Origin of the sequence: Mitsuokella apri (assembly GCF_051886055.1) — a bacterium.
GTDB lineage: Bacteria > Bacillota > Negativicutes > Selenomonadales > Selenomonadaceae > Mitsuokella.
On sequence record NZ_JBJEXT010000006.1, the window covers coordinates 1 to 18,036 of the forward strand.

General features: G+C 52.0%; 17 protein-coding genes. 1 reads left to right on the forward strand and 16 read right to left on the reverse strand.

Features of this window, described 5'->3' with window-relative positions; all coding sequences use genetic code 11:
* Nucleotides 1-314: 314 nt before the first annotated feature.
* The 16 genes from ACI4OH_RS00535 to tsaE all read right to left on the reverse strand — a co-directional run bounded on the left by ACI4OH_RS00535 (nt 315) and on the right by tsaE (nt 17,280).
* Nucleotides 315-758 (reverse strand): hypothetical protein, encoded by a 444-nt coding sequence (locus tag ACI4OH_RS00535; protein ID WP_435721957.1) that lies wholly within the window; start codon nt 756-758, stop codon nt 315-317.
* Between the two features lie 103 nt (nt 759-861).
* Complete coding sequence (locus ACI4OH_RS00540; protein WP_435721958.1) at nt 862-1,515, reverse strand: HAD family hydrolase; 654 nt, start codon at nt 1,513-1,515, stop codon at nt 862-864.
* Nucleotides 1,516-1,616: 101 nt separating this feature from the next.
* Nucleotides 1,617-3,446: a glutamine--fructose-6-phosphate transaminase (isomerizing) gene (glmS, locus tag ACI4OH_RS00545; RefSeq protein ID WP_435721959.1), complete on the reverse strand. Its 1,830-nt coding sequence runs from the start codon at nt 3,444-3,446 to the stop codon at nt 1,617-1,619.
* A 400-nt stretch (nt 3,447-3,846) separates the two neighbouring features.
* Entirely contained in the window at nt 3,847-5,475 is a 1,629-nt protein-coding gene (gene groL / locus ACI4OH_RS00550; RefSeq protein WP_435721960.1) for a chaperonin GroEL, read from the reverse strand.
* Between the two features lie 17 nt (nt 5,476-5,492).
* The gene (groES, locus tag ACI4OH_RS00555) at nt 5,493-5,777 is read right to left on the reverse strand and encodes a co-chaperone GroES (RefSeq protein WP_295633135.1); all 285 of its coding nucleotides are present in this window, start codon (nt 5,775-5,777) and stop codon (nt 5,493-5,495) included.
* 183 nt (nt 5,778-5,960) lie between these two features.
* Nucleotides 5,961-7,595, reverse strand: coding sequence for a sulfate adenylyltransferase subunit 1 (locus ACI4OH_RS00560; RefSeq protein WP_435721961.1), 1,635 nt, complete (start codon nt 7,593-7,595; stop codon nt 5,961-5,963).
* Nucleotide 7,596: 1 nt separating this feature from the next.
* Nucleotides 7,597-8,505, reverse strand: coding sequence for a sulfate adenylyltransferase subunit CysD (cysD, locus tag ACI4OH_RS00565; RefSeq protein WP_432647619.1), 909 nt, complete (start codon nt 8,503-8,505; stop codon nt 7,597-7,599).
* Between the two features lie 17 nt (nt 8,506-8,522).
* Nucleotides 8,523-8,846 (reverse strand): 4Fe-4S dicluster domain-containing protein, encoded by a 324-nt coding sequence (locus tag ACI4OH_RS00570; protein ID WP_432647618.1) that lies wholly within the window; start codon nt 8,844-8,846, stop codon nt 8,523-8,525.
* Complete coding sequence (locus ACI4OH_RS00575) at nt 8,830-10,512, reverse strand: adenylyl-sulfate reductase subunit alpha (RefSeq protein ID WP_435721998.1); 1,683 nt, start codon at nt 10,510-10,512, stop codon at nt 8,830-8,832. Before ACI4OH_RS00575 ends, ACI4OH_RS00570 begins: the two co-directional genes overlap by 17 nt.
* Before the next feature lie 39 nt (nt 10,513-10,551).
* On the reverse strand, nt 10,552-12,057 hold the full coding sequence (locus ACI4OH_RS00580) for a chromate transporter (RefSeq protein ID WP_435721962.1): 1,506 nt from the start codon (nt 12,055-12,057) through the stop codon (nt 10,552-10,554).
* A gap of 199 nt (nt 12,058-12,256) precedes the next feature.
* Entirely contained in the window at nt 12,257-12,844 is a 588-nt protein-coding gene (locus tag ACI4OH_RS00585; protein WP_432647616.1) for an ANTAR domain-containing response regulator, read from the reverse strand.
* Between the two features lie 70 nt (nt 12,845-12,914).
* Nucleotides 12,915-14,354 carry a sensor histidine kinase gene (locus ACI4OH_RS00590; RefSeq protein ID WP_432647615.1) on the reverse strand — a complete coding sequence of 480 codons (1,440 nt, stop codon included), beginning with the start codon at nt 14,352-14,354 and terminating at the stop codon, nt 12,915-12,917.
* Nucleotides 14,355-14,545: 191 nt separating this feature from the next.
* Complete coding sequence (tsaD, locus tag ACI4OH_RS00595; RefSeq protein WP_435721963.1) at nt 14,546-15,568, reverse strand: tRNA (adenosine(37)-N6)-threonylcarbamoyltransferase complex transferase subunit TsaD; 1,023 nt, start codon at nt 15,566-15,568, stop codon at nt 14,546-14,548.
* Nucleotides 15,569-15,657: 89 nt separating this feature from the next.
* Nucleotides 15,658-16,110 (reverse strand): ribosomal protein S18-alanine N-acetyltransferase, encoded by a 453-nt coding sequence (gene rimI, locus ACI4OH_RS00600; RefSeq protein WP_432648040.1) that lies wholly within the window; start codon nt 16,108-16,110, stop codon nt 15,658-15,660.
* Nucleotides 16,107-16,817: a tRNA (adenosine(37)-N6)-threonylcarbamoyltransferase complex dimerization subunit type 1 TsaB gene (tsaB, locus tag ACI4OH_RS00605; protein ID WP_435721965.1), complete on the reverse strand. Its 711-nt coding sequence runs from the start codon at nt 16,815-16,817 to the stop codon at nt 16,107-16,109. Before tsaB ends, rimI begins: the two co-directional genes overlap by 4 nt.
* Nucleotides 16,798-17,280: a tRNA (adenosine(37)-N6)-threonylcarbamoyltransferase complex ATPase subunit type 1 TsaE gene (tsaE, locus tag ACI4OH_RS00610; RefSeq protein ID WP_435721966.1), complete on the reverse strand. Its 483-nt coding sequence runs from the start codon at nt 17,278-17,280 to the stop codon at nt 16,798-16,800. The genes tsaB and tsaE overlap by 20 nt, the downstream gene beginning before the upstream one ends.
* Nucleotides 17,281-17,651: 371 nt before the next feature.
* Here tsaE and ACI4OH_RS00615 point away from each other — a divergent pair.
* Nucleotides 17,652-18,036, forward strand: a 385-nt coding sequence (locus tag ACI4OH_RS00615) for a rubredoxin-like domain-containing protein (protein ID WP_439783932.1), incomplete at its 3' end; no start/stop codon positions are given.

An 18,036-nucleotide genomic window follows, 5' to 3' on the forward strand; every position in this document is an offset into this window, starting at 1 on the left:
CAAATGATTCATGTTGCATTGTTTAGTTTTCAAAGAACAACTTGTCTTTCGAAGCGTTCTCGCTTCAAGCGACTTTTATATCTTATCGCATCGAGCTCAGCTTGTCAAGAAGTTTTTTCTTCTTTTTTTGAAGCTTTTTGGCTTTCACAGTTTTACCACTCAAGGTTTGTTTGTCTGTGTCTGCCGTATCTCTCAGCGACTTGTATTATGATACAGTATACAAAATGGTTTGTCAACACTTTTTTAAAAAAGAATATAAAAAGCCAGCTGATTTTCATATCAGCCAGCTTTTCAGACTTGCAGAACGTTGTTTCTTACCAAATGGTCTTCATGATACTGCGATAGTTCTCGTTGAGGAACTGGATCAGCACATTGAACATACCATAAATCATATCGCCGATGTCTTTGCCTTCATCATCAGGTGTCAGCAGACAAATATCAAGAATCAGAGAGCCCTCGCCATCAAAGTAGAGTTTGAAAGGCTTGTATGTCAGATTCTGCTCATTGGCCAGTTTGAGTACGGCCAGCTCATTTTCCTTTGTTTTGCATTTTGGCGAAACCTGGACGCGAATCATCGAAAAAATACTGCGGTCAAGCAGAACGAGCAGCGGCAGCTGCTGACCATCGACTTCTACATGCGAACGAAAGACAGTTGTCTTTTCCGGATCATTCTCGATCGTCTCTGCAGCAAAAGCCTTGATATTTTTTTCATCCAGAAAATCCTGAAATGCCTGTGCCTTTTTCGTCATTTCTGCCATAAAAATGCCTCCTCAAGCTAATAATTTCAAAAATTTATTTGCTAAAGAATTTATTCTTCGTAGCCTCCGGATAATCCTGCTTAAGACGCATTTCGTTTTACATTTAAAAAAGCTCATCAAGACGAATTTCAGAAATCTTATCTACGACATGATCACAAATAGACAGGTCCTGGTTTGGGCTGTGCGGACTATTGAAGCCGATGCAGGTCATTCCGGCCGCTTTGGCCGCTTTCGCGCCGTTAGCGGCATCCTCGAGGACGACACATTCCCTTGGATCTACCTGCAGATAGGCGGCTGTCTGCAGATAAATGGCCGGATTTGGCTTTGACTCGGGGAGGTTCGTGCCGCTCATCAGGATATCAAAGCAATCCCGTATTTTGAGGTCATCGACGACAAAACCAATAAAATCATCACTCGAAGAACTCGCAATGGCCGTCTTAAGGCCCTTTGACTGGCGTAATTCGTTTACCTCATGGATAAACGGCAGAATCCCCTCAATCGGCGTGACGTGTTCTTCGTGGAGCTTTTTATTGAATATATATGCCTTGGCTTTAGCAGCCTGCTCTGCAGTCGCCTTGAACGGATAATCTTTTTTTACTGCTTCAAACAGCATACTGTCCGTCATGCCCTGAAAGCGTTGAAAATAAGCAATATCTACCTCAAACCCCAATCTCTTGAGTACGTGCTGCTCAGCCTGCATATGTACGGGTTCTGTATCAGCAATAACGCCGTCCATGTCAAAAATAAATGCCTTCATGCTTTATCCTCTTTTCTATGCCTCTTATATTATTCTATTCTTCTTCATTTTCACAAAAAGACCTTCTCCGGATGGAGAAGGTCTCATAATTTGTTCTTTTATTATTCAACCGTGACCGATTTTGCGAGGTTACGCGGTTTATCAACATCGCAGCCGCGCGTGATCGCAGCATAATAAGCGAGAAGCTGCAGAGGAACGACCGTCAGCAGCGGAATCAGGAGTTCATCCGTCTCCGGAACCATGATGACATGGTCGACATACTTCTCAAGCTCCGTATCGCCTTCTGCGGCAATACCGATGACAACAGCATCGCGGGCCTTGACTTCCTTGATATTCGAAAGAGTCTTCTCGTAAACGCTCTTCTGCGTAGCCAGAGCGATGACGGGCACACCCTCGACAATCAGAGCCAGCGTGCCATGCTTGAGCTCACCGGCGGCATAAGCCTCGGCATGGATATAGGAAATTTCCTTAAGCTTCAGAGCACCTTCCAGAGCTACATCGTAGTCGAGCAGACGGCCAATGTAGAAAACATCTTCATTGAAGCCGTACTTCTTCGCAAAAGTCTTAATCGGGTCAACGTCTGAAAGTTCCTCGCTGATCTGCGCCGGAATGTTCTTGAGTTCTGCAATAAGCTCCGCGATGCGATCCGGCGTCTGCGTTTTCTTAATCTGAGCCATATAAAGGGCCAGCATGAAGAACAGAATCAGCTGCGTCGTATAAGCTTTCGTCGAAGCAACGGCAATCTCAGGACCAGCCCACGTATACAGTACCTGGTCGGCCTCACGGGCAATCGAGGAGCCGACGACATTCGTCAAGGCCAGGGTCTTTGCCCCAAGGCGCTTCGACTCTTTGAGAGCAGCCAGTGTATCGCTTGTCTCGCCCGACTGCGAAACCACAATGAACAGTGTATTTTCGTCGACAATCGGATTGCGATAGCGGAATTCAGAAGCTACATCCACTTCGACCATGACACGGGCCAGTTTTTCGATGTAGAACTTGCCGACAAGGCCGGCATGATAAGCCGTACCGCAGGCAACGATATAGATTTTATTGAAGGAATTCAGATAATCCGCATCCCACTTGAGCTCGTTCATGACGATGGACTTGCCATCCTTGGCAATGCGCTGGCTCATCGTGTCGCGGACAGCCTTCGGCTGCTCGTTGATTTCTTTGAGCATGAAGTGCTCATAGCCGCCTTTTTCAGCAGCTTCCGCATTCCAGTTGACCTCAAAGACCTTCTTCGTCACAGGTTCGCCGCGGCGGTTCGTGATCTTGATGGAGTCCTTGGTAACAACGGCAAGTTCACCATCGTTGAGGATGTACGTACGGCGCGTGCGGGCAATAATAGCCGGGATATCCGACGCGATGAAGTTCTCACCCTCGCCGATGCCAATGACGAGCGGGTTGTCCTGCTTCGTGCAGATGAGCTTGTCCGGTTCACGCTTGCTCATGAACACCAGAGAGTAGGAACCCTCGATGCGGTGCAGAACCTCGCGGACTGAAGAAACAAAATCACCATTGTAGACTTCTTCGAGAAGATGCGCAACGACTTCCGTATCGGTCTCCGACTTAAAGACATGTCCCTTTTCGATGAGCTCTTCCTTAAGGCCGAGATAGTTCTCGATGATGCCGTTGTGAACAACGACGAAATCACCGGAGCAGTCCGTATGCGGATGCGCGTTGCGGTCCGACGGACGGCCGTGTGTAGCCCAGCGCGTATGGCCAATGCCGATGGTGCCCTGCGGCATATCGTCTTTGATTTTATCGCGCAGTGCAGACAGGCGGCCTACACTCTTTTCCACGCGGATACGCTTGCCATCATAGACAGCGATACCTGCTGAATCATAGCCGCGGTACTCAAGCTTCGAAAGACCTTCCAGAAGGAAATCCGCAGCCTGCTTATCGCCGACATAACCTACAATACCACACATAATGAAGTACCTCCTGATACTTTGATGCAGCAGGTTCCCCCGCCTGATTTTGTGCAGATAATTGCTCATCTGATTTCATCAGGTCCTATCGACCGGGAACGGCCGGAAGGCATCCGCTGACGTCTCGACAACCTTCTCCTCGTCTTCCTCCAGAGTTATTTCTCCTAAAGGAACTAGCGCTAAGAATTGCTTCTTTTCCGTAACATCCCGCTGCAATATGAAATTATATACTCTTGTATCGAGACTTCGATACGTTGCTATTTTAGCCTAAAACCGCCTGCGTGTCAATATTTGCCCCATTCAGCCCTTGTAAACAAAGAATCCGGACATATAAAAATTCCCGTCCGGAAAATCCGAACGGGAATCTTTTAAGTTTAGGAGATGTAATGATGTTAAGAGATTACATCATGCCCGGCATGCCGCCCATGCCCGGTGCACCAGCTGCTGCCGGAGCTTCTTTTTCCGGTTTGTCCGCAACGAGCGTTTCCGTCGTGAGGACCATGGAGGCAATCGAAGCTGCATTCTGCAGGGCAGAACGCGTAACCTTAGCCGGGTCAACGATACCAGCCTTGAGCATGTCGACATACTCGTTCTTGAGTGCGTTGAAGCCGATGCCCGTGCCGGCCTTCTTAACGTTCTCGACAACGACAGAACCTTCAAGGCCTGCGTTCTGAGCGATCTGACGGACCGGTTCTTCGATAGCGCGTCTTACGATATTGACACCGACCTTCTCGTCGCCTTCGACGTCGAGTTTGTCGAGTGCCGGCAGGATGTCGAGGAACGTCGTGCCGCCGCCTGCGACAATGCCTTCTTCAACAGCTGCACGCGTAGCGTTCAGGGCATCTTCGATGCGGTACTTCTTGTCCTTCATCTCGACTTCCGTAGCAGCGCCGATCTCGATGACAGCAACACCGCCGGAGAGTTTTGCGAGGCGCTCCTGCAGTTTCTCCTTATCGAAATCACTCGTCGTCTGGGAAATCTGCTGCTTGATCTGAGCAACGCGCTCGGCAATGGCTTCTTTGTCGCCCTTGCCGCCAATGATCGTCGTCTCGTCCTTCGTAGAGACCATCTTGTGTGCCTGACCGAGGTCAGCGAGCGTAACGCTGTCGAGCTTGCGGCCGACTTCTTCGCTGATGACCGTGCCGCCCGTCAGGGTTGCGATATCCTGCAGCATAGCCTTGCGGCGGTCGCCGAAGCCCGGAGCCTTGACAGCCAGAGCCTTGAACGTACCGCGCAGCTTGTTGACAACAATCGTCGTCAGAGCTTCGCCGTCAACATCCTCAGCGATGATGGCGAGCTGTTTGCCAGCTTTTACGACCTGCTCGAGAATCGGCAGAATGTCGTTGATAGCCGAAATCTTGCGGTCCGTAATCAGGATGTACGGGTCGTCAAGCGTTGCTTCCATCTTATCCGTATCCGTAACGAGGTACGGGGAGATGTAGCCGCGGTCGAACTGCATGCCTTCCTTGACGGAAAGGTTCGTGCGCATCGTCTTGGATTCCTCAACCGTAATGACGCCATCTTTGCCGACTTTTTCCATGGCTTCAGCAATCAGGCGGCCCGTCTCTTCGTTTGCGGAAGAAATCGTAGCGACCTGTGCGATATCAGCCTGGCCTTCGACTTTCTTAGCTTTAGCCTTGATCTCCTCAACGAGAGCCTTGACTGCTTCATCAATGCCCTTCTTGATGATCATCGGGTTGGCACCGGCTGCGACATTCTTCATGCCTTCATGAATCATGGCCTGTGCCAGAAGCGTTGCCGTCGTCGTACCATCGCCGGCGATGTCGTTCGTCTTCGTGGCGACTTCCTTGACGAGCTGTGCGCCCATGTTTTCAAACGGATCCTCGAGCTCGATGTCGCGGGCAATCGTGACACCATCGTTCGTGATGGTCGGAGCGCCGAATTTCTTATCGAGGACAACGTTGCGGCCCTTAGGTCCGAGCGTTACTTTTACTGCATTTGCCAGTGCGTCAACACCGCGGCCGAGTGCGCGGCGTGCTTCTTCATCAAACAGAATCTGCTTTGCCATTTATATTACCTCCGAAATTATTCCACAACTGCCAGAATGTCGCTCTCGCGAACAATCAAATAGTCCTTGCCGTCAACCTTGACTTCGGAACCCGAATATTTGGAGAAGATGACGCCATCGCCAACCTTGACTTCCATAGCGGCGCGCTCACCATTATCGAGCAGCTTGCCCGTACCAACTGCCACAACCGTGCCCTTCTGCGGTTTCTCTTTGGCCGTGTCCGGCAGTACAATGCCGCTGGCCGTCTTTACATCGCTTTCTGCAACTTCGATGACAACTCTTTCGCCCAATGGCTTAATCATAGGTATCTTCCTCCTATAAAATGAATTTACTTTGTTATGGTGTTAGCACTCACTAGTCCCGAGTGCTAACTACAGTCTTTATATTACCCCCTCTAAGTCAAAATGTCAATATAAATTCCATAAAAAAGTCAAAAAAACAAAGGCAGTCATTTTGACTGCCTTGATAAGATGTAATTTTCTTTCTTAAATAATCCAGTTATTTGGCGCCATCATCGAATCGAGCATGGAATGATGCAGGATCTTTTCCGCAATCTGCTGGGAATTCAGTTCATTGACACCTTCTCCCACAAATTCGGCAAAGCGGCGTACATTTTCCGGTACTTCCTGCCCTTTGTCGAGCACGAGCAGGACGACGAGGCCGGCCTGCAGGAGATGCTGCAGGGTATTTTCATAATCTTCGCCGGCCTGCGGATGATAAAGATACGTGTGACGGCCATTGCGCACGAGGTAGTACTCGGCTTCTTCGATATCAGCAAGGGAAAGGCCGTCATTCTGCGGCTCAAAGGCCACGGCCAGCGGGGCCTGCCAGTTCAGGGCGCTGCGCATCTGCTGATTGGCAGCGAAATGACGTTTTTCACTGGCATCCGGAATTTCACGCACAACGCCGCAGGCCGCGGTCATATTGCTGATGCGGTCAATGAGGATGAGCTCGCCCTGTGTGCGGTGATGATTGAACGTATCGAGCACGATGGGCTCCGTCACGGCAATCTCGCAGACGGCAATTTCATTCTTCTTGAGTCCATCCGCCTTGACATGCTCGCCGCTGTTGATGTCGATGCGGTAATCGATATTCGTCAGTATGCCCGGAATCTTCTTCGTGCCGAGGAAGACCATGAAGTTCTTGCCGATGGAAAGAGGCACATCGTCCATCCAGAGGATTTCAGCCTTGAAATTCGCGGCCTGACGGACATGGCTTCCCTTTTCGAGCACGCAGCCGCGCGAAACATCGACCTCACGGTTCAGCTGAATGGTCACAGGCTGTCCCTTAAAGGCCGACTGCACGTCGCGGTCTGCCACCAAAATCTTTTTGACTTCGGCCTGTTCGCCGCTTGGCTGCGAGGTAATGGTATCGCCGACGGCAATGCTGCCGCTCTCAATCTGTCCCTGAAAGCCGCGGAATTCATGGTTTGGACGGCAGACGCGCTGTACGGGCATATAAAAACCATCTTCCTGCACGGCCGTGACATCGACCGTCTCAAGATACTCAAGCAGCGTCGGGCCATCATACCAGGGCATATTCGGGGATTTCTTCGTGACATTGTCGCCTTCCGTCGCCGAAACCGGAATGATCCTGACATCGTGCAGCGAAAGTTCCTGCTGGAGTTCCTCAATCTGCTGGCGAATTTCGTCAAAACGTGCTTCTGAATAATCCGCAAGGTCCATTTTGTTGATGGCAAAGACGAAATAACGAGTTCCCATGAGCGCACAGATGCGGGCATGACGGCGCGTCTGCGTCAAAACGCCCTGCGTCGCATCGACGAGGATGATGGCGAGGTCCGCAAACGAAGCGCCGCAGGCCATATTGCGCGTGTATTCCTCATGCCCCGGCGTATCGGCGCAGATGAAACTGCGGTTGTCCGTCGTGAAATAGCGGTAGGCCACGTCAATCGTGATGCCCTGCTCACGCTCGGCCAAAAGTCCGTCAAGCAGCAGCGAATAATCGATGGCGCCGCCGCGGCTGCCAACTTTGGAATCGAGCAGCAGCGCTTCTTTCTGGTCGGCATAGATGAGTTTGGCATCGTATAAAAGATGACCAATCAGCGTGGATTTGCCGTCGTCGACGCTGCCGCAGGTAATGAATTTGAGTAAATCGTTCATATCAGAAATAACCCTCCCGTTTCCGGCGTTCCATGCTGCCGGCTCCCTCGTGATCGATGACGCGGCTCGTGCGCTCCGATTCTACGGCGCCGAGCGTCTCCTCCACGATGGCATCTAATGTATCGGCTTCCGATTCGACAGCTCCGGTCAGCGGATAGCAGCCGAGCGTGCGGAAACGGACTTTCTTATGCTGAATATCCTCAGGCTTCAGGTCAAGTTTTTTGACGATGCGGTCATCATCAATCATGATGAGATTGCCATCGCGCTCGATGACAGGGCGTTCTTTCGCAAAATACAGCGAGACGATCTCGAGATTCTCGCGGCGGATGTACTGCCAGATGTCTTTCTCCGTCCAGTTGGACAGCGGGAACACGCGGATGCTCTCGCCCTTGTTGATCTGCGAGTTGTAGAGCTTCCACATCTCCGGACGCTGATTCTTCGGGTCCCAGGCCTGCGCCGCATTGCGGAAGGAGAAAACGCGTTCCTTCGCACGCGATTTTTCCTCGTCGCGGCGGCCGCCGCCAAAGGCTGCCGTAAAGCCGTATTTCGTCAAAGCCTGCTTGAGTGCCTGCGTCTTCATGATATCCGTATACGAAGCGCCGTAGTCAAACGGATTGACATCGGCCCTCAGGCCTTCCTCATTCTTGTACTCAATCATGTCGAGACCGTATTTTTTCGCCTGTGCATCGCGGAAGGCAATCATCTCATGGAACTTCCACGTCGTGTTGATGTGCAGGAACGGAAAAGGCGGCTTTTCCGGGTAAAAGGCCTTGAGTGCCAGATGCATCATGACGGTACTGTCTTTGCCGATGGAATAGAGCATGACCGGTTTTTCCGATTCTGCTGCTACTTCCCGCATGATATAGATAGCTTCCGCCTCCAAGGCATCGAGATGCGATAATTTTCCCATATCTATGAACTCCTTACTCAGTATTGATTGGCATTCTGGCGGTCAATCGTGATGATGATTGTATCCTGCCCAGGTTTTTTGATATGCCAGTGATAAAAGTGACTTTTTTTCTCGATGGTCATCGTGCTGCCGCTGCCGCCAAGGTCCGCGCCAAGAAAATAGCCGATAGCGCTTACCGGGCACACCTTCATGCAGGCCGTGCAGCCCCAGCAGTCCCGGACTTCGCGGATTTCAGCTTTGCGCCCTTTTTCCGCCTGCCGCAGGCACAGGAGATTGCCGGGGCAGGCCTCTGTGCAGCGGCCGCAGCCGATGCAGCGCGCCTTATCAATGCGTATGCTCATAATGCCCTCCTTTGACCAGCGGCTTCTTATATATATGGAAGCTTCCGTCTTCAAAGCACGAATTGATGTAGCAGAGGCCTTCTGGCGACTGCTCCGGATAATCGGCGTTCTCGCCAAACGTATGCCACCTCGTCTCATGACGTGCCAGCAGATGGGTAATGAGTGCCCGGCAGACCGTCAGACGTTCGCGCAACTCGTAAATCTTCATGAGTCCGTACATATCTATAGAAGCAAGTGATGGCAGCAGGCTTTCAAGATGCTGGATTTTTTCATCCGCGAGCTGCAGCCGGCTCTTGTTATAGCGGTAATCCGTATGGATGCCGCCGGCATACTCATCCATGACTTTCTGCATGGCCTCTTCAAGCTGTTCTGTCGTCAGATTACCCTGCTCATTGGCAAGATAAGCATCATAGGCGGATAAATGAGCATCATCAGTTCCCGTATTTTGAGACGGATTTTTTTCTGTCTGCTGGCAGAACGCTGCAATGGCCTCAGCGGCGATTTCACCTTCGGCCAAGGCTCCGGTCACGTATTTCTGCGGAGCACCGCCCGCCACATCGCCGGCTGCAAAAAGGCCCTCAATCGTCGTTTCGCGCTTCGTATCAACCCAGAAGCCGCTGGCCGTGTGGCCGCCGACGACGTAAGGCTCCGTGCCTTCCACCTCGACCGGTTCTTTCTGCGGGCCTTTGCCGCTTTCGAGCCATTTCAGGGTCTGAGCCGGTGCCATATTGAGATAGGCATGGTAAAGATCTTTTTGCTGCTCCTGTGTGATATGGCGCGTATCGAGGTAGCACGGGCCACGCCCCTTGCGGTTTTCCTCAACCGTGCCGTAAATGCGCTGCGGTGTCGTCAGGCCGTATTTTGTCTCGTAGACTTCGCCTTCGGCGTTGACCTGCTTTGCGCCGACGCCCTGCGCAATCGTGCCGGTCGGTGCAATCGTATCCTTGCAGCGCAGGGCAACGAAGCGGTGCTCAAGCGTCGTCATCTCGGCGCCTGCGCGGATGCCCATGGCATAGCCCGCGCCCGTATTGAAAGGAGGATACCACATCTTATGGCGCGAGAAGCCCGGATTATTCGGGCGATAGAGCCCTGCCGCCCCGCCCGTGCTGATGAGCACAGCCTTGGCGTCGATATCATAGGCAATCTTTTCGCGCACGGAAAATCCCACAGCGCCGTAAACTCTGCCATCTTTTACCTTCAAGTCCGTAATGTTGACATGATTGAGCACCGTCGCATTTTCCTGTTCCTGTACGCCCTTTGCCAGCAGCGGCTTGATATTCTCGCCGTTTATTTTGACATTACGCCAGCCGCGCGTCACATAATTCCCGTCTTTATCCTTCAGGATTACGAGGCCGCGCTTTTCAAGGTCTTCCGTGACCGCATTGACATTTCGGGCAATCGTCAGCATGAGGTCGTCGCGGATGATGCCTTCGGCATCCCGACGCGCGTATTCGACATAATCTTCGGGGGTATGACCTGCTGAAATATAGGCATTGAGTGCGTTGACGCCGGCCGCGAGGCAGCCGCTGCGCTCAATATTTGCCTTTTCTGCAATCAGCACCTGCATGCCCCTTTCCCTGCCAAGCCGGATAGCAGCATAGCATCCAGCCGTGCCGCCGCCAATAATCAGCACATCGGTCTCCAGATGGCGCCGCTCTAAATGCATTTCCTTCATGTAATATCTCTCCTAAAATCCACATCTTCTTCAAATCAGCATCAGCACAAATCCGGCACCTGCCGAAAACATCATCGGTGCCGCAAGCCCTGCCTTGGGCCTGCAAAGGACCAGCAGGCAAATGACAGCGAGAAGGACCGTCAGCAGCAGGACAGGCAGCTGCGGCAGAGAAAGTTCCGCGCCAGCGGCGAGATTCGTACGCAGCATCGAGAGAGCCACATTAAGCAGCAGGCCGCTGATAATCGGGCGTACCCAGAAACTCACCTGACGGAAAACCGGTACATCGTGGAACGTTCGCAGGAGACGTGCGACAAAACCAAAAAGCAGGCCCGAAGCCGCTACGCTGATGCCAAAACCAGAAAGTGTCAGCAGGAGACCTGCCGTCATACCGCCCGCGCGCATCCCTTCAAAATAACCGATGCCCGTCAAAATCTTGCAAAGGATGGACCCCGGCAGGGCATTGGCCACCGGTACGAGCTGACCATAAAAATCGGCGGCTGTTACGGCGCCACTGCCGACGAACAGTCCATCGGCAATCGTCAGATACGCATCGCCGCCGCCAAAAGAGAGCAGCGAGGACAAAAAGCCATTCATCAGATAAGAAAGGCTCTCCGGCACGAGCAGCAGTGACGGCAGGGCAAAAAACAGGGCAAAGCCGAACCAGACCAATGCTTCCTTCAGGCTCCCGAGCAGCAGCGTCCCCTTGTCCCTGGCTGCATCATCCTGCGCAGCGCCGCGAAAACTTTGCGAGATGCCATAAACTCCCAGCAGACCCATCAGGAAAATGCTTCCGACATGTATTTCAGCCATCCACGGCAGTCCGCCCGTGAGGCTGCTGCCGCTCAGAAGAAACGAAACGATCAGAGAGGATGCCAGCAGATATTTCGCACGCGTCCTCTCTTTGCTCAAAAAGACAATCAGGAAAAATGCCAGCCCCAGCGTTGCCACGACCGAAAGTCCGAAAATCGGCTTCTGCGCAACACCTAAGAGCGCGTAAATATTTTTTTCCGAAGAAAGCAGGAACACGGCCGTCATCACGAGACCCATCATGCGCACAGTCCGCTGCCCTTCCGTCTGAACCTGGCGGAACGTCTTGATGACATAGAGCAGAAGCAGGCTGATGATGAAGGCACCGAGGCCGATGGAAATGCTGCGGATGCCAAGCAGTGCCTCTCCCTGCCCGCCCGACAGCACGGCGAGAATCAGGATGGTCAGAATGGACCCCGGCAGCGCCATCATCGAAGCAGCGAGCATCATCCCTGCATAACCGCCTAAACGCTGACCAATGCCGGCAGCAATCTCCACGGGCAATGCCCCTGGCGTAACGCAGGCTGCTACGACATCTTCCTCGTAGTCGCGTTTCGAGACAAGACGGCCCCTGCGGACAACTTCTTCCTCGATAACCGGAATCAGCGCGTTACCGCCGCCAAAACCAATGGCTCCTATGCGGAACATACTCGCAGCCAAGTGCATAAGACGCCCATATCCCTGCTGCATGGATTCATTTCTGCCGGTTTCTGCTAAAACATGTTCCACTGCCTTCACCTCACATACCCTGAAAAATAAACAAATAAAAATGGAGATTCCAAGACATGCCTTAGCATATCCTGGAACCTCCATTTGTTGGTCAGTTCCTATCCAATATGGTTCTATCATAAACGAGAAAACATAGTTTGTCAACATGTAAACTAACTTTTTGTGATAAAACTCATATATATTTTCTTTTTCCCTGTTCTCAGACCTTACCGCCCGCGGCCTTGACGATGGCCTCGGCGACTTCCTTGACGGTCAGCCGCTTCATCATCGCATACTGCTGGATGCGGCGGTAGGCCTCGGGCTCTGACAGATGATGGGCAGCCATGAGGATGCCCTTGGCGCGGTCAAGTGTCTTGCGCATGGCCAGGGAATCGCGCAGGCCCGCAAGTTCCTGCTCGAGGCCCTGCATCTCACGCCAGCGCGACATGGCAATTTCAATGGCCGGAAAGAGATTATTTTCCTGCACGGGTTTGACAAGATAGCCAAGTACGCCCGAATCCTTCGCTTTTTCGACAATTTCCGGCTGGCTGAATGCGGTCAGCAAAAGCACAGGGGCCAGCTTTTCCTCTGAAATCTTGCGCGCTGCCGTGATGCCATCCATCTGCGGCATCTTAATATCCATGATGACGAGGTCCGGACGATGCTGACGCGTGAGTTCCACCGCCCTGCGCCCATCAATCGCCTCACCCACGACCTCATGTCCGGCTTCTTCGAGCATCTCCCGCAAATCCATGCGGATGATGGATTCATTATCCGCAATGACAATCCGTAATTTCTCATGTGCCATATGTATTCCTGCCTTTCCCCTGCAATCCTCTTATTTTCCTGTCCTGTATCAATCTATTTGTATTTCCAGTTTATGCATCCGTAGGATTTGGCTGTACTTTTGGGATGCGCAGTCTTGCATGCGTACCATGTCCGGCTCCGCGTTCATCGTTCTCGATGACGAAAGTACCGCCAAGGTCCCCTTCGACCAGAGTCTGCACAATGGTGAGTCCCAGCGATTTGCGCGGCTGTTTGCCAAAATCTGCCGGCAGTCCGATACCGTCATCATAAAAGTCCAGATGCCAATGGTCCGCATCCTCCTGCACCGCAAGGCCGATGAGTCCCGACTTACGTCCGACAAAGGCATGCTCCATGGCATTGAGCACGAGTTCGTTTAAAACAAGAGCCACGGAACTTGCGCATTTCGACGGCAGAATCAAGCGCGGGCCCTTGAATTCCGTACGAATGAGGAAATCTTTGTCCGTCATATTGCGCGCTGCCAGGTCGAAGATATGCCCCATGACCTCCTGCACATCGATATCCTCACTGCCTTGCTGTGAAAGATACTCGTGGACAACAGAAATCGACAGGATGCGGTTAATGCTTTCCTGAAGTGCTTCCTTGACTTCCCTGGTCTTTGCGCGTCTCGCCTGAATGCGCAGCAGGCTTGCAATAGCCTGCAAATTATTCTTGACGCGGTGATGGATTTCCTGAATGACCGCGGACTTGATGCGGATTTCCTTATCTTTGGCCCGCGTCTCCGTAACATCTGAAATGATGACAATGCGCATCTTGAGCTCGCCGCCTTCGCGGATGACGATTTCGCGGCGGATGAGGATGAGACCGCCGGCCGTGATCTCCTTCTGCCAGGGACGCTCCGTTTCCATGGTCTCGCGCGTGACATGCTGCGTCATCTGCCGGTCAAAAAGGTGGCCGCCGCGCAGGCTGCCGACACCAAGTACGCGGTAAATGCGCTGTGCTGCGGCATCGGCAAAGATGATGCGGCTGTGTGCGTCCGTGATCATGATGCCGTCACTGGCCGTAATCGGGCGGAACTGCTCGGGATTCAGCACATGACGGGCATGGTAAAGCACCGCCACGGCCGCTTCTAAAAGATGCGGATACCCTTCAATCGATAATTTTTCACGGTCTACCTCAAAATTCAGTACACCGATGACTTTATCCCCATCGTGTATGGCAAACGTGTACATATCAATCATGGAGCCATAATTCCATTCGCGCTTGCCGCAGCCGGGTTTCCCCGTTCGGAATGTTTCCTTGATCAGCGGTTCCTCAATCGAGCGTATCACACGTCCCGCTTCATCCGGCTTTCCCGGAAGGTAAACCGTATGTGGCCGCTGCTGCGCTGCAATAAGAAAAGAATTCGGCGTCTTTGCTCTGACATAAACCTTAAGCTCACCATGTGCCAAATCTGCCAAAAAAGGAAAGACAATCGACATGCGTGAAAGCAGACTGATCTGCAGCATGGTCAGATTCGTCTGCTCACGGCAGAGCCGTGTAATACTATCCATCTTATCCGCACCTCACTCTTACACTTTTGCTTTATAGTATAGCAGAAAACGTTTAATTTGTAATGTACTATCCGTAAAATGATACAAGTAATAGAATATTTTCCGAAAAGACAAAAAGGACTGCTGTACAGAGGCAGCAGTCCTTTGACAGGGAATCCACATTGATTCCAAAATCTCTATTCTGTATACGGTTATTTCTCTTCCAAACCAAGTCCCGGCACGGCATTGAGGTATAAATCGCTGAAATCGCCGTGTTTGGCCTGATAATAGCCGCGGCAGGCAATCATGGCCGCGTTGTCCGTGCAGAGAATGCGATTCGGATAGAAGAAGCGGATGCCCGTTTCTTCGGCACGTTTACGCAGTCTTGCCTCAAGCCCGCTGTTCGCCGCCACGCCGCCGGCGAGTACAAGCGTGTCACGTCCCGCTTCCTGCACGGCGTCAAACGCTTTTTCTACCAGCACTTCCACAACAGAATGCTGGAACGAAGCGGCAATATCCGCTTTCTGCAGCTCATGCCCCTTCATCTTCTCGCTGTTGATGTAATTCAGCACAGCCGATTTCAAGCCACTGAAGCTGAACTCGTAATTGCCTTTTTCCTCAAGAGCACGCGGGAAATCAATGGCCAGAGGATTGCCCTCTTTTGCCAGCGCATCAATGCGCGGACCGCCCGGATACGGCAGTCCCATGACGCGGGCAATCTTATCAAAAGCTTCGCCTGCCGCATCGTCGCGCGTCTGTCCCATCATATGGAAACGGTCGTAACCGCGCACGTCGACAAGTGCCGTATGGCCGCCTGAAACAACAAGAGCCATGAATGGCGGCTCAAGCTCTGGTTCCGCCAAAAAGTTAGCAAAAATATGCCCTTCAAGGTGATTGACCCCGATGAGCGGCTTATCAAGGGCAAAGGCAAGTGCCTTCGCTGCTGAAACGCCGACCAGCAAAGCTCCCACAAGGCCCGGACCATATGTCACGGCGACCTGGTCGATGTCTTTGAGCGTTACGCCTGCCTGACGCACAGCCTCATCAATGACCGGCATGATATTGACGATGTGTTTGCGCGAAGCGATTTCCGGCACCACGCCGCCAAACTTCTGATGAATCGGAATCTGCGTCGAGATGACATTGGACAAAATCGTGCGGCCGCCGCGCAGTACGGCCGCCGAAGTCTCATCGCAGCTCGACTCGATTCCCAGAGTCAGGATTTCTTCTTCCACGCTATCCCTCTCTCCTCATAAACTGACTAAAATTAGCTTAAACTGACATAAATTGGCATAAACTGGCAAAAGCCATTTCGCCCGTTTCTTTATAATTTCGTATTCCACATGATGATGGCATCCTCGCCATTATCATGGTAGTATTTTTTACGGACACCGGCTTCGCGAAAGCCATAATGTGCATAAAGGGCGCGTGCCGGCGCATTCGACGGCCGCACCTCGAGCGTCATGGCCGTGACGCCGCGCTTTTTCACCATCTCAATGAGCCTGCCCAAAAGCTCTGTCCCGACTTTCTGCCCGCGGTATGCCGGCAAAATGGCAATATTCGTGATCTGTGCCTCTTCCAAAGAAATCCAGCAGCCCACATAGCCGATGACTTTTTGACCGTCTAGAGCCAGCAAATAACAGGTATTCTCGTTTGCGGCTTCCCGCCAAAACGATTCTCTCGACCACGGAATGGCAAAACACGCCTTTTCGACGGTTTCTACAGCTTCGGCGTCCTCGGGCTTCATTTCGCGGAAGCTCAGACCCACCGGCTTCATTTGGCTGCCTCCGGATGACGTTTTTCCCAAAGGACCTCTGCTTCACTGCGGCGAATGTAGACAGGCTCCATGTTCATGACATTATCACGGTGTCCTGCAGCAAATTCTTCCAAACCAAGCATGGCTACGCAGGCAGCGCGCGGCATGATGAGATGCGCCGGTGCCACTGTGACATTTTGAGGCAGCTCCATTTTCCCGCGCACGCGTTTTGCCGCAACATCGCCTAAGAGCACGCAAGGACGTCCCGACTCCGCACATTCCGCGATGATTTCTGCAAGCGGCAGGACTTCTACGGACTGCATGACCTGCAGCTTCCCGTCCTGCCATTCATAGCTTTCACGGTAGGCATTGCCCTTTTGCGCATCGAGCAGGCTGACGATGCGCAGCCCTGGCACCGGATAGTGATAGGCAAGTGCCTTTAATGTCGAAACACCGACAATCGGCAGGTTCAGGGCATAGGCCATGGCCTTGGCCGCGGCCAGTCCGATGCGCAGGCCCGTAAAGGAGCCTGGACCGATGCTGACGGCAATGCCTTCAAGCTGCTCTTTTTTGCCCCCTGCCATCGCGAGGACTTTCTCGATATGCGGCATGAGCGTTTCCGAATGCGTGAGCTTTGCCTGCATCGTAAGCTCAGCCGCGAGTTTATCAGCAGAAGCCACAGCCACACTCGAAACCTGCGTGGCCGTATCAATGGCTAAAATAGACAAATGACTCCAACTCCTTTATGAATTCCTGATAGCGCTCTCCGACGCTTGCGAAAGTAATCCTGCGTCCATCCTCCTGAAACTCCGATTTCTCGATATGGACCTCGACATAATCCTCCGGCATACACTGCGGAAACTTATCCGACCATTCAATGACGACGATTCCCTCGGGATCTTCCGTATATTCGTAGAAGCCAATATCTTCAAGCTCCTCCTCGGATTCCAGACGATAGAGGTCAAAATGATAGATGGGGCATATTCCTTCATATACATTCATGAGATTGAATGTCGGACTTGTGACCTCTCCCTCTACCCCCAGAGTACGCGCAAGGCTCTGAACAAACAGTGTCTTGCCGACGCCAAGGTCTCCTTCCAGGCACAGTACGGTTCCCTCCCGGATCTTTTGTCCGACAAGCTCTGCTATATGGGCAGTTTCCTCGGGAGAATTCGTTGTACAGGTAAACATTTCGTGTATTATCTCTCCTATATATAGTTAAAAATGAACACATAAAATCATGCATATTCAATTTATCATTATATCACACGGAGCAGATTCGGTAAATTCCTCCACATGCCAGCCCGCCATGATAATTTAGATAATTATTATCCGTAGAAAATTTATTTTATAAAATGAGCAAATTGGCGATATTAAGAGATTGAGTGAGAATAAAGCAGATATTTCCTCTTAATCGCCAGATTTCGCTATTTCTATTTTATCCCATATGACGTATAATCAAAGCATAGCAAGTGAGCTACACCGATTGACACAAAGAACAAATCAATCGGGATTCACCTATGATGTGTATGTATATCAAGATATATTAGGAGGCTTTTATTATGAAAAAGTTTGTTTGCACGGTTTGCGGTTATGTTTATGAAGGCGAAGCAGCTCCGGCTGAATGCCCGATCTGCCATGCTCCGGCTTCCAAGTTCGTTGAGCAGAGCGACACGATGACGTTTGCTGATGAGCATCATGTCGGCGTTGCAAAAGACGTTGATCCGCGCATCATCGAAGGTCTGCGTCAGAACTTCACGGGCGAGTGCTCCGAAGTCGGCATGTACCTCGCTATGAGCCGTCAGGCTGACCGCGAAGGTTATCCGGAAATCGCAGAAGCTTACAAACGCTACGCTTTTGAAGAAGCAGAGCATGCTTCCAAATTCGCTGAACTCCTCGGCGAAGTCCTCACGGACAGCACGAAGAAGAACCTGACGATGCGTATCG

Bases quoted from the DNA above. Each gene is read 5' to 3' on its own strand.
- ACI4OH_RS00535 (WP_435721957.1), bottom strand. From the start codon at position 758: ATGGCAGAAATGACGAAAAAGGCACAGGCATTTCAGGATTTTCTGGAT.
- ACI4OH_RS00540 (WP_435721958.1), bottom strand. From the start codon at position 1,515: ATGAAGGCATTTATTTTTGACATGGACGGCGTTATTGCTGATACAGAA.
- glmS (WP_435721959.1), bottom strand. From the start codon at position 3,446: ATGTGTGGTATTGTAGGTTATGTCGGCGATAAGCAGGCTGCGGATTTC.
- groL (WP_435721960.1), bottom strand. From the start codon at position 5,475: ATGGCAAAGCAGATTCTGTTTGATGAAGAAGCACGCCGCGCACTCGGC.
- groES (WP_295633135.1), bottom strand. From the start codon at position 5,777: ATGATTAAGCCATTGGGCGAAAGAGTTGTCATCGAAGTTGCAGAAAGC.
- ACI4OH_RS00560 (WP_435721961.1), bottom strand. From the start codon at position 7,595: ATGAACGATTTACTCAAATTCATTACCTGCGGCAGCGTCGACGACGGC.
- cysD (WP_432647619.1), bottom strand. From the start codon at position 8,505: ATGGGAAAATTATCGCATCTCGATGCCTTGGAGGCGGAAGCTATCTAT.
- ACI4OH_RS00570 (WP_432647618.1), bottom strand. From the start codon at position 8,846: ATGAGCATACGCATTGATAAGGCGCGCTGCATCGGCTGCGGCCGCTGC.
- ACI4OH_RS00575 (WP_435721998.1), bottom strand. From the start codon at position 10,512: ATGCATTTAGAGCGGCGCCATCTGGAGACCGATGTGCTGATTATTGGC.
- ACI4OH_RS00585 (WP_432647616.1), bottom strand. From the start codon at position 12,844: ATGGCACATGAGAAATTACGGATTGTCATTGCGGATAATGAATCCATC.
- ACI4OH_RS00590 (WP_432647615.1), bottom strand. From the start codon at position 14,354: ATGGATAGTATTACACGGCTCTGCCGTGAGCAGACGAATCTGACCATG.
- rimI (WP_432648040.1), bottom strand. From the start codon at position 16,110: ATGAAGCCGGTGGGTCTGAGCTTCCGCGAAATGAAGCCCGAGGACGCC.
- tsaE (WP_435721966.1), bottom strand. From the start codon at position 17,280: ATGTTTACCTGTACAACGAATTCTCCCGAGGAAACTGCCCATATAGCA.